This window comes from Stenotrophomonas sp. GL_111 (assembly GCF_057835245.1).
Genome location: NZ_CM174421.1, coordinates 3192563 through 3206280 on the forward strand (window position 1 = coordinate 3192563; position 13718 = coordinate 3206280).

General features: G+C 67.9%; 10 protein-coding genes. 4 read left to right on the forward strand and 6 right to left on the reverse strand.

The window, feature by feature from the left end; all coding sequences use genetic code 11:
* Positions 1-39: 39 nt before the first annotated feature.
* The 3 genes from AC3IPM_RS14255 to hflK form a co-directional block, all read right to left on the reverse strand.
* Positions 40-228 (reverse strand): DUF2065 domain-containing protein, encoded by a 189-nt coding sequence (locus AC3IPM_RS14255; RefSeq protein ID WP_489300620.1) that lies wholly within the window; start codon positions 226-228, stop codon positions 40-42.
* 71 nt (positions 229-299) lie between these two features.
* Entirely contained in the window at positions 300-1163 is an 864-nt protein-coding gene (gene hflC / locus AC3IPM_RS14260) for a protease modulator HflC (RefSeq protein WP_489300621.1), read from the reverse strand.
* Complete coding sequence (gene hflK / locus AC3IPM_RS14265; RefSeq protein WP_489300623.1) at positions 1160-2275, reverse strand: FtsH protease activity modulator HflK; 1116 nt, start codon at positions 2273-2275, stop codon at positions 1160-1162. The genes hflC and hflK overlap by 4 nt, the downstream gene beginning before the upstream one ends.
* Positions 2276-2416: 141 nt before the next feature.
* On the opposite strand from hflK, the gene AC3IPM_RS14270 reads away from it, so the two are divergent.
* On the forward strand, positions 2417-3412 hold the full coding sequence (locus AC3IPM_RS14270; protein WP_489300624.1) for a YhdH/YhfP family quinone oxidoreductase: 996 nt from the start codon (positions 2417-2419) through the stop codon (positions 3410-3412).
* Positions 3413-3501: 89 nt separating this feature from the next.
* Positions 3502-3885, forward strand: coding sequence for a twitching motility response regulator PilH (gene pilH / locus AC3IPM_RS14275; RefSeq protein ID WP_489300625.1), 384 nt, complete (start codon positions 3502-3504; stop codon positions 3883-3885).
* An 83-nt stretch (positions 3886-3968) separates the two neighbouring features.
* Here the strand turns inward: pilH and AC3IPM_RS14280 are convergent, their stop codons facing one another.
* A complete protein-coding gene (locus tag AC3IPM_RS14280; RefSeq protein ID WP_489300626.1) occupies positions 3969-4868 on the reverse strand; it encodes a DnaJ C-terminal domain-containing protein in 900 nt (299 codons plus the stop codon).
* A gap of 249 nt (positions 4869-5117) precedes the next feature.
* On the opposite strand from AC3IPM_RS14280, the gene AC3IPM_RS14285 reads away from it, so the two are divergent.
* Together AC3IPM_RS14285 and AC3IPM_RS14290 are read left to right on the forward strand one after the other, a co-directional pair.
* Complete coding sequence (locus AC3IPM_RS14285) at positions 5118-5600, forward strand: peroxiredoxin (RefSeq protein WP_489300628.1); 483 nt, start codon at positions 5118-5120, stop codon at positions 5598-5600.
* A 39-nt stretch (positions 5601-5639) separates the two neighbouring features.
* Positions 5640-6224: a ferritin-like domain-containing protein gene (locus AC3IPM_RS14290; RefSeq protein ID WP_489300630.1), complete on the forward strand. Its 585-nt coding sequence runs from the start codon at positions 5640-5642 to the stop codon at positions 6222-6224.
* 126 nt (positions 6225-6350) lie between these two features.
* Here the strand turns inward: AC3IPM_RS14290 and pbpC are convergent, their stop codons facing one another.
* Together pbpC and AC3IPM_RS14300 are read right to left on the reverse strand one after the other, a co-directional pair.
* Complete coding sequence (pbpC, locus tag AC3IPM_RS14295; protein WP_489300632.1) at positions 6351-8726, reverse strand: penicillin-binding protein 1C; 2376 nt, start codon at positions 8724-8726, stop codon at positions 6351-6353.
* A gap of 55 nt (positions 8727-8781) precedes the next feature.
* Positions 8782-13701 carry an alpha-2-macroglobulin family protein gene (locus AC3IPM_RS14300; protein WP_489300633.1) on the reverse strand — a complete coding sequence of 1640 codons (4920 nt, stop codon included), beginning with the start codon at positions 13699-13701 and terminating at the stop codon, positions 8782-8784.
* Between the last annotated feature and the right edge of the window lie 17 nt (positions 13702-13718).

Consider the following 13718-nt stretch of genomic DNA (forward strand, 5'->3'; position numbering starts at 1 on the left):
GTCAGGACCGCGGGCCGTAACGCCGGGCAGAGCCCGGCGCTACGCTTGGCGGAGCCACCACAGCGTGGTCAGCCCGGCCAGCAGGATCACCCCGCCCCAGGTGCGCAGGGCGGCGCTGCGCAGCATCAGCAGCTGCTCGGCCATGCGCTTCCAGGCCATCGGCGCGGCAAACAGGAACAGGCCTTCCAGCACGGCCACCAGACACAGGGCCGAGAACAGGTCTTTCATGGGGGGACTCCAGAAATGAAACGGGGACCCGGCTTGCGCCGGATCCCCGTGGGTTGCTACCGCCTGCGGCCTCAGCGATCGCTCTTGAGGTACTGCAGGAACGGGTCGTTCTTGTCGAGCACGATCACGCCGTTGCCGTCGGTCATGGAGCCGCGATAGGCCTCCAAGCTGCGGTAGAAGGCGTAGAACGACGGGTCGGCCGAGCCGGCCTTGCCGTAGATGCGTGCGGCGTCGGCATCGCCGACACCACGCAGCTGCTGGGCGTCGCGTTCGGCTTCGGCCACGATCACGGTGCTGTCGCGGTCGGCCTGGGCGCGGATGGTCAGCGACTGCTCCTCACCCTCGGCGCGCAGCTTGGCGGCTTCCTGCTTACGCTGGGCGCGCATGCGCTCGTACACGTCGTTGATCACCTGGCTGTCGGTCGGCAGGTCGATCTGCTTGATCCGCAGGTCGATGATCTGCATGCCCAACGCCTTGACCGACTCGTTGATGCCGGTCAGCTGGTTGGCGATCAGTTCGCTGCGATCACCAGAAACCAGCTGCTGCAGCGAGCGCGAGTTGATCTGGTTGCGCAGCGAGTCGGTGATGATCGGCGCCAGGCGGGCATTGGCCACGCGGGAATCGCCGCCGGTCGCGCGGTAGTAGGCGCGCACGTCGGAGATGTAACCGATGGCGAAGAAGTCGACGCTGACGTCCTTCTGCTCGGCGGTGAAGTAACGCGCCGGGGCGGTGTCGAGCACCTGGAAGCGGCGGTCGAACACCCGCACCGATTCCACCAGCGGCACCTTGAAGTGCAGGCCCGGCTTGATGTCCGCACGGACCACCTTGCCCAGGTTCAGCACCATCGCGGTCTGGTCTTCACGCACCACGTACACCGAGCCCAGCAGGCCCAACAGGGCGGCCACGGCCAACCCGATCCACAGTGAACTCTTCATCGGGTGGCTCCTTCACGACCGGCCGGGCGGGTGGTCGGGCGCTCGGTTTCGCGCCCGCCATCGACCGGCGTACTGGCCGGCAGCGACGGCAGCATCACTTCCGGGGTCACCGCCGGGGCGGCACTGCTGCGGCTGTCGCCGGGCATCGGCACGTAGATCAGCTGGCGGCCATCGCCCCCGATGATCTTGCGGTTCTCCGACAGCACCTTCTGCACGGTTTCCAGCCACAGGCGCTTGCGGGTGACTTCCGGGGCGTCCTTGTACTGGACCTGCAGCAGGGTGAAGCGCTCGGCGTCACCCTGGGCCTTGGCCACCACGGCCTGCTTGTAACCCTCGGCGGTGGTACGGGCACGCGAGGCCTGGCCACGGGCTTCCGGGACCACCTTGGCCGCGTAGGCCTGGGCTTCGTTGATCAGGCGTTCCTTGACCTGCTGGGCGCCGTTGACCTCGTCGAAGGCCGGCTTCACTTCTTCCGGCGGACGCGCGTCGGGCAGGGTCAGGCCGGTCACGGCCAGGCCGGTGCGGTAGGCCTTCAGCGAGGCCTGCAGGCGCTCTTCGGCGACCACGGCCAGCGGGCCACGGTTGTTCAGCACGGTGTTGAGATCGGCACGGCCGACCTGCTCACGCACCGCGCTCTGCGCCGACTGTTCCAGCACCTGGTCGCCATCGACCGAGCCGTACAGGTACAGGCGCGGGTCATCGATGCGGTACTGCACGTTGACCGACACGTTGACGATGTTCTCGTCACGGGTCAGCACCGGCACCTGGCTGCTGAAGGTCTTGATTTCGGTCGCGTTGACCTTGGTGACCGATTCGATCGGCCATGGCAGCTTGAAGTTCGGGCCGGGCTGCAGGATCCGCGAGAACTGGCCGAAGCGCAGCACCACGCCGCGTTGCTGTTCGCCGATCAGCTGGAAGCTGGAGAACAACACCAGCAACACCACTGCCACCGCCACCCAACGCAGGATGCCGCCATCGAACAGGTCCTTCAGAGGGCCGGGGAAACCACCCCAACCGCCGCCATTGCCGCCACCGCGGGGACCAAACGGCCCTCGTCGATTCTCGTCGGGGCCTTGTCCGCCCTTGTTGCCGCCGGGTGTATTCCAGGCCATGCACGCTCCATCTAAAGGTAGGGTTGCCTGCGGGCCATTCCGCACCGTCAACCGTTCAATCCTGCTCGATTCTACTAGATGGGGCGGATCGACAGGATTGGAAGGGGTAAGGTGGCGTTTTCCTCCCCGTCAGGCATCTTCATGGCTATTCCCGACCGGTTCAACGCCTTCCGCATCCACCAGGACGACAATGGCCACCGCAGCGGCATCGAGCCGATCGGGCTGGACCAGCTCAGTCCGGGCGAGGTGGTGGTGCGCGCGCAGTGGTCCTCGGTGAACTACAAGGATGCGCTGGCCGGGACCGGCAAGGGCCGGATCCTGCGGCAGTTCCCGCTGGTGGGCGGCATTGACGTGGCCGGCACCGTGGTGGCCTCGACCGACCCGGCCTGGCGCGAAGGCGATGCGGTCCTGGCCACCGGCTGCGGGCTCAGCGAGACCCGCGATGGCGGTTATAGCCAGTTCGTGCGCCTGCCATCGAGCGCGGTGATCGCCCAGCCGGCCGGGCTGAGCCCCCGTGAGGCGATGATCCTGGGCACCGCCGGCTTCACTGCGGCGCTGGCGCTGCTGCGCATGACCGACAACCGGCTCACCCCCGCACACGGCCCGTTGGCGGTCACCGGCGCCACCGGCGGGGTCGGCTCGCTGGCCGTGGACATCTTCAGCCAGGCCGGCTTCGAGGTGCATGCGGTGAGCGGCAAGCCCGACCAGGCCGATTTCCTGCGCCAGCTCGGCGCTACCGCGATCCTGCCGCGCGAAGCGCTGGCGAGCACCCGGCCGCTGGAAACCGCACGCTTCGGCGGCGGCCTGGACAATGCCGGGGGCGCGATGCTGACCAGCCTGCTGGCACAGACCGTGCCCTACGGCAGCGTGGTCAGCGCCGGCCTGGCCGCCAGTCCGGCGCTGGACATGACGGTCATGCCCTTCATCCTGCGCGGCGTTTCACTGCTGGGGGTGTCCTCGGCGGCGGCACCGCGCGACCTGCGCGAACAGGTCTGGCACCGCCTGGCGCACGCGTGGAAGCCGCGGCACCTGGATCGCATCTGCACCCGCGAAGTCGGCCTGGACGGGTTGCCAGAGGTTTTCGACAGCATGCTTGCCGGTGGCTCGCTGGGGCGTACCGTGGTGCGAATCGACTGAGCGTGGCAGGCAGGCGACGGACGGCAGCGCGGGAGCTTCCCGGCTGCGCGGGCGCAGCACTACACTGCGGACATCACTTGGGGAACAACATGGCACGCATTCTGATCGTCGACGATTCACCGTCGCAGCTGCTGGGGATTCAGCGGATCGTGGAGAAGCTCGGTCACGAGATCCTGACCGCCACCGACGGCGCCGCCGGCGTGGAAGCGGCCAAGGCACAGCTGCCCGACCTGGTGTTGATGGATGTGGTGATGCCCAACCTCAACGGCTTCCAGGCCACCCGTACGCTGTCGCGCGATGCCGCCACCAAGCACATTCCGGTGATCCTGGTGACCACCAAGGACCAGGACACCGACCGCATGTGGGGCATGCGCCAAGGCGCCAAGGCCTACATCACCAAGCCGTTCTCCGAAGACGAACTGTCCGAAGTGCTGGAGCGGGTGTTCAGCAACCAGGAACCGCCGGCGGTCTGAAGGGCGTTGCGGTAGGTACCCGGCGTTGCGGTCGGTACCCGGCGTTGCGGTAGGTACCGACCGTTGGTCGGTACACCCTCGAATCAAATCTTTTCGCCGAACGCCTTGGCCAGACTGCGGTAGGCCTTCTTCTGCGCGTCATCGGTCGGGGCCGGGGCGACGATCTCCAGCTCGACGATCTGGTCGCCGTCCGGGTTGCCCGGCAGGCCCCGCCCACGCAGGCGCAGCTTGCGCCCGGCATCGGAATCGGCCGGCACCTTCAACTCCACCGCACCGCCCAGAGTGGGCACGCTGATGCTGGTGCCCAGCGCGGCCTGCCACGGGCTGACCTGCAGGGTGTACAGAATGTTGCGACCGTCCACCTCGAACTGCGGGTGCTCGGCGTACTCCACTTCCAGCAGCAGGTTGCCGCCGCCGGTGCCCTGCCCGGCCAGACGGATCACCTGGCCCGGACGGATGCCCTTGGGTACGCGCACGTCCAGCTGCTTGCCGTTGACGTTGATGCGCAGGCTCTCGCCCTGGTAGGCGGCCTCCAACGGCACCGACAGCTTGGCGCGGGTGTCGCGGGTCGGCTGCGGGCCCTGGCTGGCGCCGCCGAAACCACTGGCGCGGCCCGCACCGGCACCGCCGCGCTGGCGTGCGAACAGGCTCTCGAAGAAATCACTGAAGCCGCCACCACCAGCACCGCCGCCGAACACTTCCTCGAAATCGTAGCCCTGGCCACCGCCGTAGTTTGGCGGGGTGTGGAACTCCTCGCCGGGCCGGTAGCCCTGTGCCTTGAGCTGGTCATAGGCGGCGCGCTTCTGCGGGTCGCGCAGCGCCTCGTAGGCCTCGTTGACCGCCTTGAACTTGTCTTCGGCCCCGGCCTCCTTGCTGACGTCCGGGTGGTACTTGCGCGCCAACCGGCGATAGGCGGTCTTGATTTCGGCATCGCCCGCGCTGGGTTCCACCCCAAGCGTGGCGTAGTAATCCTTGAATTCCATCCAAACACCTCGAATAAGTGCAGCCGCCCGCGCCGGCGGGGACCGTCCACGCAATTCTAACGGTTGCCGGCCCCCCTGCCGTGACGCCTGCGGCATGATCGAACGCAATGCGCTGGCCACGGTGCGGCGCTACGCTGGCCCCGACCGCCCCGTGCGCGACTTGAAATGGGGTTGCACAGGGTGTTTTCAACGTTTTGACGCGGTCATTCCACCCCTCTGCCTACCCTGCCCATGTACCCAGGAGCCCGCATGACCATCCACGTTGGCGACCGCATTCCCGAAGTCACCCTCAAGCGCATCCGCGAGGGCATGGAGACCATTGATACCCATGCCCTGTTCGATGGGCGCAAGGCGGTGCTGTTCGGCGTGCCCGGCGCGTTCACGCCGACCTGCTCGGCCCGCCACCTGCCCGGCTATGTCGAGCACTTCGCCGATTTCCGCCATCGCGGCATCGAAGTGTTCTGCATGGCGGTCAACGACCCGTTCGTGATGAAGGCCTGGGGCGAAACCCAGAACGTGCCCGATGGGCTGCAACTGCTGTCCGACGGCAACGGCGAGTTCACCCGCGCGCTCGGCCTGGAGATGGATGCCAGCAGTTCCGGCATGGGCCTGCGTTCGCGTCGCTTCGCGCTGTACGTGGAAGACGGCGTGGTGCGCGCGACCTTCATCGAGGCACCCGGCAAGTTCGAGGTGTCCTCGGCGCAGCACGTGCTGGAGCATCTGCCCAGCTAGCCCTCCCCTTTTCCCCGCCACCCAGGACACAGGCCAGCCATGTCAAAGCCAGCCAAGAAAGCCAGCCCCGCGCCCGCCCGGCGCAGCCGCCCGAGCGGCATCAGCGACACCGCCACGTTGCGCGCCAATGCACGCAAGCGCATCGAAGACGGTGCGATCACCGATTCCTACAGCGCCGACCGCAAGGCGGTGATCGCCCTGCTCAACGATGCGCTGGCCACCGAATACGTGTGCGTGCTGCGCTATTACCGCCACTACTTCATGGCCAAGGGCATGCTCGCCGACGCGGTCAAGGCAGAGTTCCTCGAACATGCCCAGCAGGAACAGGCGCACGCCGGAAAACTGGCCGAACGCATCGTGCAGCTCGGCGGCGAACCGGACCTCAACCCGGCCACGTTCACGGCGCGCTCGCATGCCGAGTACAAGGAAGGCAAGGACCTGCGCGACATGGTCCGCGAGAACCTGATTGCCGAGCGCATCGCCATCGACAGCTATCGGGAAATGATCAACTTCGTGGGCGACAAGGACACCACCACCAAGCGCATCCTCGAAGAGATCCTGGCGCAGGAAGAGGAACACGCCGACGAGTTCGCCGACCTGCTGGAGGGCTGGATCGGGAAATAGCCGGGAAAGGGTAGTGCCGGCCGCTGGCCGGCAGATCAGCCCAGCCGGATCATGCGAGGAGCCGGCCAGCGGCCGGCACTACCGGAATGTGTCCGGATCCCGTGGCCACCGGCAGCTGATATCGCCTCAGCGCAGTATCCGGAACCGCACCTGGGTCCAGGCACCATCTGCGGCGAGCGCGGTAAGCGTGTGCTCGCCCACTTCCTCGAAATCACGCTGGAACTGCCGCGCGCCGTCGGTGCGTGCGATCCAGCGGTCATCAAGCAGCCAGTCAATCGGCTGCTCGCTGCCGATCGCACGCAGCTGCAGGCGCACGCCATGTTCGGCATTGGGCGCACGCGCCAGCGTGGCGCGGTCGTTGAGACCTTCGATATGCAGGCTGCCCCCGCTGCCGCGTCCATCATCGCGGCAGTCGGGCGACAATGCCGGCAGCTGTGCCGCACGCCGCTGCGCCAGCGGCAACCACGGTGAAACCAACGCCGGCCAGCGCGCGATTTCGCGCGGTTCGGCCACGTGCGGCAGGCTGCACTCCGGCGACAGCCGCAGCCCGGTGCGTGCATCCGCCTCGAAGCGCTGTCGGCCCGGCTGCCACAGCATTGCATCGCGCTCGGCCGCGGTGGGCGGCACCACCCCATCCAGCACGAAGGCGTCCAACTGGCGCTGGCACAGCGCCGGCGGCGTGTCCTCGGCCAGTTCTCCGGTGGGCCAGCAGACCTCGGCACGGCTCACGCTGGCCGGCATCGCCGCCGCGCTGGCATCGCCGGGCTGGCGCGGCAGGCTGTCCACCACTTCAAACATCAGCGGCAGCGCGGTCACCGCGCCGTATTGACCGGGCAACGGCGTGCCATCCGGCCGCCCCACCCATACCCCCACGGTGTAGTGGCGGGTGCTGCCGATCGCCCAGGCATCGCGATAGCCGTAGCTGGTGCCGGTCTTCCACGCCACCCGCGGCCGGCCGGTGACATCGAAGGTGCCTGCGCCATAGCCGGGCCGGGGATTGGCTTCCAGCACCTCGCGGGTGATCCAGGCCGCGCCGGGCGACATCAGCCGGCGTTCGATCACCGCATCCTCGGCCGTGTAGCGCACGCGGCCGGCAATGCCATTGCGGTTGAACGCGGCAAAGGCGCCGACCAGGTCTTCCAGCCGTGCCCCGGTGCCGCCCAAGATCAGCGACAGGTTCGGTGCGCTGCCGCGCGGAAAACGCAGGTTGATCCCGGCATGCGACAGGCGTGCGGCGAAGCGCGCCGAACCGACCCGGTCAAGCAGGTCCACCGCCGGCACGTTGAGCGACAGCCGCAACGCGGCGGCGGCGCTGACCGGGCCGTTGAAGGCCGCATCGAAGTTGCCCGGGCGGTAGCCACCGAAACTCTGCGGGGCATCCACCATCAGGCTCTCGGAATGGATCAGGCCATCGTCCAGCGCCATGCCGTACAGGAACGGCTTGAGCGTGGAGCCCGGCGAGCGCCACGCCTGCACCATGTCGACATGGCCGAGCCGTTGCTTGTCGCCGAAGGCCACCGAGCCGACATACGCGCGTGCTTCCAGCGTGCGGTTGTCCACCACCAGCAGGGCCGCGGAGGTGCGTTCGGGCAGCTGCGAGAAGTACGACGACACGCGTTCTTCCAGGGTGCGCTGCAACCCGATGTCCAGCGTGCTTTCGATCCGCGCCGCACGCGGTTGTGCCGAGCGCAGCCGCTGGGCCAGCAGGGCGGCATGCAGCGGCGGCTGCAGCGCGCGGGTGACCACCGGTTCGATTCGGGCGTCCTCGACCTCCTCGCGCGACCACACGCCCAGATCGGCCATGCGTTCGAGCACTTTGTCGCGCGCCCGCTGTGCCGCCTCCGGGTGGCGGTCCGGGCGCAGCCGGCTGGGCGATTGCGGCAACACCGCCAGCAGCGCGGCCTCGGCATGCGACAACTGTGCCGCTGGTTTGCCCAGGTAGGCCCAGCTGGCCGCTTCCACGCCTTCGATGGTGCCGCCGTAGGGCGCACGCTCCAGGTACAGGGCGAGGATCTGCCGCTTGCCCAGGTGCACTTCCAGCTGCAGGGCGCGCAGCAGCTGTTTGGCCTTGCCCCAGGGCGTGCGCGTATGCGGGTCGAGGATGCGCGCCACCTGCATGGTCAGGGTGGAGCCCCCGGAGACGATGCGCCCTTCGAGCACCCATTGTTTGCCCGCACGCAGCAGCGCCCACGGATTGACTCCCGGGTGCCGCCAGAACCAGCGGTCTTCGTAGTTCAACAGAGCCTGCAGGTACAGCGGCGAGACGCTGTCGGCCGCGGCCGGGTAGCGCCACACCCCGTCGGCATCGGCGAACGCACGCAGCGGCGTGCCATCGCGCGCCACCACCAGAGTGCTGGTATCACGCAGTTTCGGCAGCGGCGGCGGGAACGCCAGGTCCAGCACCAGCAGCAGGGTCAGCAACGCTGCGGTGCCCCAGCGCAGCACCGGCCACAGCCACGGCCGCACCTGGGCCCAGCGGTGCTTGAGAGAGAAAGACGTCATCGGTTCCAGGACAGCGGCAGGCGGGCCGTCGCACGTGCGACGGCCCGCCGTCTGCTCAAGGCTGGACCACGGTCAACGTGGTCGGATTGCTGCGCCCCACCCCGCGCAGATCGGGGCGGTACATGTCTTCGACCAGCGGCGGCGGCACCGTGTAGGTGCCCGGAGTCACCGCGCGCACCAGGTAGAACACTTTGGCGGTGCTGCCGCGCGACAGCTTCAGCGCCGCCACGTAGCGGTCGTCGCGGAACTCTTCATGGCGCACCGTGGCGGCATCGCCGCGGTCGTTGACGTTCAGGCCGTCCACCACGACATCGGCCCACTGCTTGGCATCGCCCAGGTTGAAGTTCTCGATCTCCAGGCCGGCCGGCAACAGGTCGGTCAGCAGGGCATCGGGCATGTCCAGGTTCGGGGTGATGCTCACCCGGACGATCAACGCCTCGCCTTCCTTCAGCGCACGCGGGGTCCACGGCTTGCCGTCGGTGGTGTACCAGCTGCGCTCCACGCCCAGGGTGCGGTTGTCCGGCTCCGGCGCGGTGCGCGGGATCCCGGCCACTTCCAGGCTGGCGAACATCGGCGCCTCGCCCTGCGGGGTGAAGCGCACGCCCTGCGCCAATGCGGCGTAGTCGAAGCTGCGCCCGAACATCCGCCGTGCCGCGATGCTTTCGGTGGCGCCGCCGACCACCAGGTCACCGGAGACGAGCTTCTTCTGGTTGGCCGACAGCGCCTTGCCCAGTCGTGCGATCGCCACCTGCTCCTGCGTGCTCAGCCACATCCAGCCGCTGTTGCGGCGCGCATCCAGCGCCCGCCCCAGATCGACCGCGCGCGCATCGTAGGCCGGCTTGGACAGCTTGCGCTCGTGCAGCAGCGCGATCATCAGCGCGTCATCGCGCACCGCGCTGCCGTAGTCGCCGAAGTACTGCGGACGCTCGCTGCTGGGCTTGGCGAAGCCGGCGGCAATGGCCGCATCGCCGCGCTTGTGGTCACCCTGCAGCGACAGGGCGATGCCCAGATGGACCATCGACAGACCGGTCAACGACTTGCTGCGTTCGTTGTCATACAGCGCGCGCAGCGTGCCCAGCGGGGCGCGGTTGACCCGTGCCAGCACGTAGCCGGAGTAGGCCTGGTTGGCGAACTTCAGGTTCTCGCGGCGGTCTTCACCGTAGAACTGGTTGCCCCCGGACAGCAGGTCCTCGCTGAGCCGGTTGAGCGCCTTCTGCAGCACGCTGTCGGGCACCGCGAATCCAGCCTCCTTGGCATCCAGCAGGAACTCGGTGATGTACGGGGTCAGCCACGGATTGACGTAGCCATCATCGCCCCACATCGAGAAGTTGCCGTTGGCCACCTGCATCGAGGCCAGCCGGCCAAATGCGCCCTCCATGCGCTCGCGGCGGGTCTTGGCGTCCAGGCCGTCGGCACCGAGCATGGCCGAGGTCGCCTCGTCCAGCATCAGCGCGGCATAGCCCTTGCTGGTGGTCTGCTCGGCGCAGCCATACGGATACTTCAGCGCGCCGTTGAGCGCGCTGGCGAAGGGAATCGGCGGCAGTGCGCTGACCAGCATGCGCGCGGTCACCGAGTCGTTCATCAGGCCATCGGCCAGGGCGGTGTCCATGCTCACCGCCGCCAGTGGATCCAGCGTGCGGGTCTGCGCGCGCAGCACCTGCGGCCACGCCGCGCGTACCGGCAGGTCGTAACGACGGTCGACCTTGAAGCCGTTGCCATCCACGCGCACCCGCACCTTGGCCACGGTGTAGCCCTCGCGCGCGGTCAGCGGGAAGCTGAGCGTGCTCTTGGCATCGGCATTGAGCTTGAGCGTGCGGCTCGGCTCGCCCAGCGTCAGCGGACCGATACCCTCGACCTCGACCTTGAACTCGCCCGGCTTGCCGGTGAAGTTCTGCACGTCCAGGGTGACGGTACTGCGGTCGCCCGGGGCCATCACCCGCGGCATGCTGGCTTCGGCCAGGATCGGCGCGCGGACCACGGTTTCCACGTCGCGCTTGCCGTACTGGTCATCGGCATAGACCAAGGCGGACACGCGCAGGGTGCCGTTGAAATCGGGCACCTTCAGTGCGATCCGCGCGATGCCCTTGGCATCGAGCTTCACCGGGCCGGAGAACAGGTCCACGGTCTGCACGCGGGCGGTGGGGCGTTTGGCCTGCGGCATCGCCGCCAGCGCCATGTCACCACCGAACTTGAGCTTGCCGCTGCTGCCGTCGAAGCTCTCGATCACGCGGCTGTAGATGTCATACGCGTCCACGCCCAGGCGCCGCTGCGCGAAGAAGTGGCCGGCCGCATCCGGCACCGGGAAGCGGGTGATGTTGAGGATGCCCACATCCACCGCCGAGACGGTGACATGGGCCAGCTTGCCCGCCAGCTGCGGTGCGCTGACCGTCACCGGCAGGGTCTGCTCCGGGCGCATCATTTTGGGTGCCGACAGCCCGACCGCGATCTGGCGCGCCTTGCGGTCCATCGGCACATGCACCACGCCGACCGCACGGGCCGGGGTGATCTTGCTCGGTGCACTGCCGCCGCGGAACACCAGGGCGGTGATGTAGATGTCGTGGCGTTCCCACTCGGCGGTGACCGGGATATCGAACGTGCTGCCCGGCTTGGCGTCGATCTCCTGCACGTACAGCATCTTGTCGCTTTCCACCATCAAGATGCCCTTGCCGGCATGCGGCGGGGTGACGGTGACGCGCACGCTGTCGCCGGCCTTGTAGCCGGTCTTGTCCAGCGCCAGCTTGACCTTGTCCGGGCGTGCATCCAGGCCACGGTTGTCATCGTTCCAGCTCCAGCCGGCGCGGAACGGATAACGGCTGGTCAGCCCGGTCGCCGGGTCGAACACATCCAGGCGGTACTCGCCCCACTCCACCGGGAAATCAATCGCGGTGGCCGCGCTGCCGGCATCGACGGTGCGGGTGTCCTTGTTCTCGAAGCGGCGGGTGAAATCGTAGTCCCAACGGTTCTCGTTGAAGGTCCAGTGGTAGTCGCGCAGTTCGCGCACCAGGGTGACCTTCAGGCCCTTGCCGGGCTGCGGCTTGCCGGCCGCGTCCACCCGCATCAGTTCAAAACGTGCGTTGCTGTTGGCGTCGGCGCCATCGTCGGGATTGAACAACGGGCGCACACCGACCAGCACCGGTGCCGGCCACATCACCCGCTTGAGGGTGCGGCTGACGGTGCGGCCACCGGTTTCATAGACACTGCCGGACAGCACCACCGCGATCGGCGCGGTCGGCTTCACTTCCGGCGGCAGCACCACGTCCTGGCGCAGCTTGCCATCGGCCGGGAACTCGGTATCGATCACATCACGTGCTTCGCGCGGCAGTTCCAGGGTGGGGTCACCGAAGAAATAGCCCGGCAGCGCCTCCACCGGCGACTGCTCGGGTGCCACCGCGAGCCGTGCGGTGAAGCGGTTGCCATCGGCCGGTGCGCCGTACAGGTAGGCGGCATCGGCCTGCAGCTTGAGCGCTTCGCCCGGCTTGAGGGTTTTCTGGGCGCTGTCCAGGTCCAGCTTCATGCGCTCGGGCAGGAACTCCTCGATGCGCAGGGTCATGCCCTGGATGGCTTCCTTGCTGGCCGGATTGGTGCGGAACTCCACCTGCCAACGGCCGGTGGGGGCCTCGACCGGGATCACCTGTTCAAAGCTGATGTAGCCCTGCTCGCCGGGCTGCAGGCGGGTCTCGCGGAAGGTCTTGCCGTCGGGCTGCTTCAGGCGCAGGAACACCGGCTGCGGCTTCACCGGCTTGCCGTCGTTGTCACGCAGCAGCGCGGAAATGCGCACCGTCTCGCCGGGGCGGTACAGGTCGCGGCCGGACCAGGCGAACACGTCGAACCAGGCGTTGTCGCGCCCGGCCACGGCAAACTCGCTCAGGTCCAGCGCAGGCTGGTTGAACGGCAGCATCGAGGTGTCGCCGCCGCTGCTGGCGATCAGCACGTGGCTGGCATCCAGGGTGTAGTTGAGCAGTGCGTTGCCGTTGCCGTCGGTGTTGCCCTTGAGCACCACCTCGCCCTTGCCATCGAGGATGCGCAGCTCGATCTTCTTCAGCGCCGCACCGCTCTGCAGCGAGGCGGTGTGCACGAACAGCTTGTCCTTGTAGGCGCGCGTGTGCAGGCCGATGTCGCTGACGGTGAAGAAGGCGGTGTCGAATTCACTGTCGAACGAGCCGCTGCGCTTCATCACCGCGAAGTACAGGCCGGGTTCCTGCAGTTCCTTGATGTCCTGGGTGGGCAGGTAGGTCAACACGCGCTCGTTCTGCTTGCCGCCCAGTACGAAGCGGTTGACGTAGACCGGCTCGGCCAGCTGCGACATCGGGCTCTTGTCGCCGTATTCGCTGTCCAGCTCCCAGCTGCCGCGACGGCCGCCGCGCTGGTACTGGCTGAAGAAGCGCGGCAGTTCCTTCTCGCGCACGCGCAGGAATTCCACGTCCACTTCGGACACGTTCACCGACACCACCGGCAGGCCCCGGCTGTCCTTGGCCGGCAGCACGCTGCCCTGCGAGGCGAACCCGGCCACCGGCTTGAGTTCGCCAGTGAACACCTTCTGCCGCAGTTCCTTGCCCAGGCGGCTGCCATCGGCGGCCAGCAGGTCCGGGGACACGATCAGGGTGTACTCCTTGGCCGCCTCCACGAACGGATAGCGCAGGGTCTTGCCGTCATCGGACAGGGTCCAGCTGCTGTCCTCGGTGCCGACCTTCTCGGCGAAGCGGACCAGCTTGTCGAAATCCTGGGTGCCGACCAGCGGGCGCGAGAACTCCAGCGCCAGCGACAGGCCGTCACTCTTCTGGTCGGGGAAGGCCCGGACCAGGGTGAACTCGGTGACCGCCTCGGCCTTGGCCGCGATCGGCGCGCCGGTCGGGGTGGGCAGCTGGCCGCTGTCGTTGCGCTTGCAGCCCCCGATCCCGATGGCCAGGCCGGCGACCAGCGCCAGGCCCGCGATTCCCTTCCAGCTCCATTGCCCGACCCGACTGCGGCTAGCCATGATGACGCTCCTTGATC

Bases quoted from the DNA above. Each gene is read 5' to 3' on its own strand.
- AC3IPM_RS14290 (WP_489300630.1), top strand. From the start codon at position 5,640: ATGTCAAAGCCAGCCAAGAAAGCCAGCCCCGCGCCCGCCCGGCGCAGC.
- AC3IPM_RS14255 (WP_489300620.1), bottom strand. From the start codon at position 228: ATGAAAGACCTGTTCTCGGCCCTGTGTCTGGTGGCCGTGCTGGAAGGC.
- hflK (WP_489300623.1), bottom strand. From the start codon at position 2,275: ATGGCCTGGAATACACCCGGCGGCAACAAGGGCGGACAAGGCCCCGAC.
- pbpC (WP_489300632.1), bottom strand. From the start codon at position 8,726: ATGACGTCTTTCTCTCTCAAGCACCGCTGGGCCCAGGTGCGGCCGTGG.
- AC3IPM_RS14270 (WP_489300624.1), top strand. From the start codon at position 2,417: ATGGCTATTCCCGACCGGTTCAACGCCTTCCGCATCCACCAGGACGAC.
- hflC (WP_489300621.1), bottom strand. From the start codon at position 1,163: ATGAAGAGTTCACTGTGGATCGGGTTGGCCGTGGCCGCCCTGTTGGGC.
- AC3IPM_RS14285 (WP_489300628.1), top strand. From the start codon at position 5,118: ATGACCATCCACGTTGGCGACCGCATTCCCGAAGTCACCCTCAAGCGC.
- pilH (WP_489300625.1), top strand. From the start codon at position 3,502: ATGGCACGCATTCTGATCGTCGACGATTCACCGTCGCAGCTGCTGGGG.
- AC3IPM_RS14280 (WP_489300626.1), bottom strand. From the start codon at position 4,868: ATGGAATTCAAGGATTACTACGCCACGCTTGGGGTGGAACCCAGCGCG.
- AC3IPM_RS14300 (WP_489300633.1), bottom strand. From the start codon at position 13,701: ATGGCTAGCCGCAGTCGGGTCGGGCAATGGAGCTGGAAGGGAATCGCG.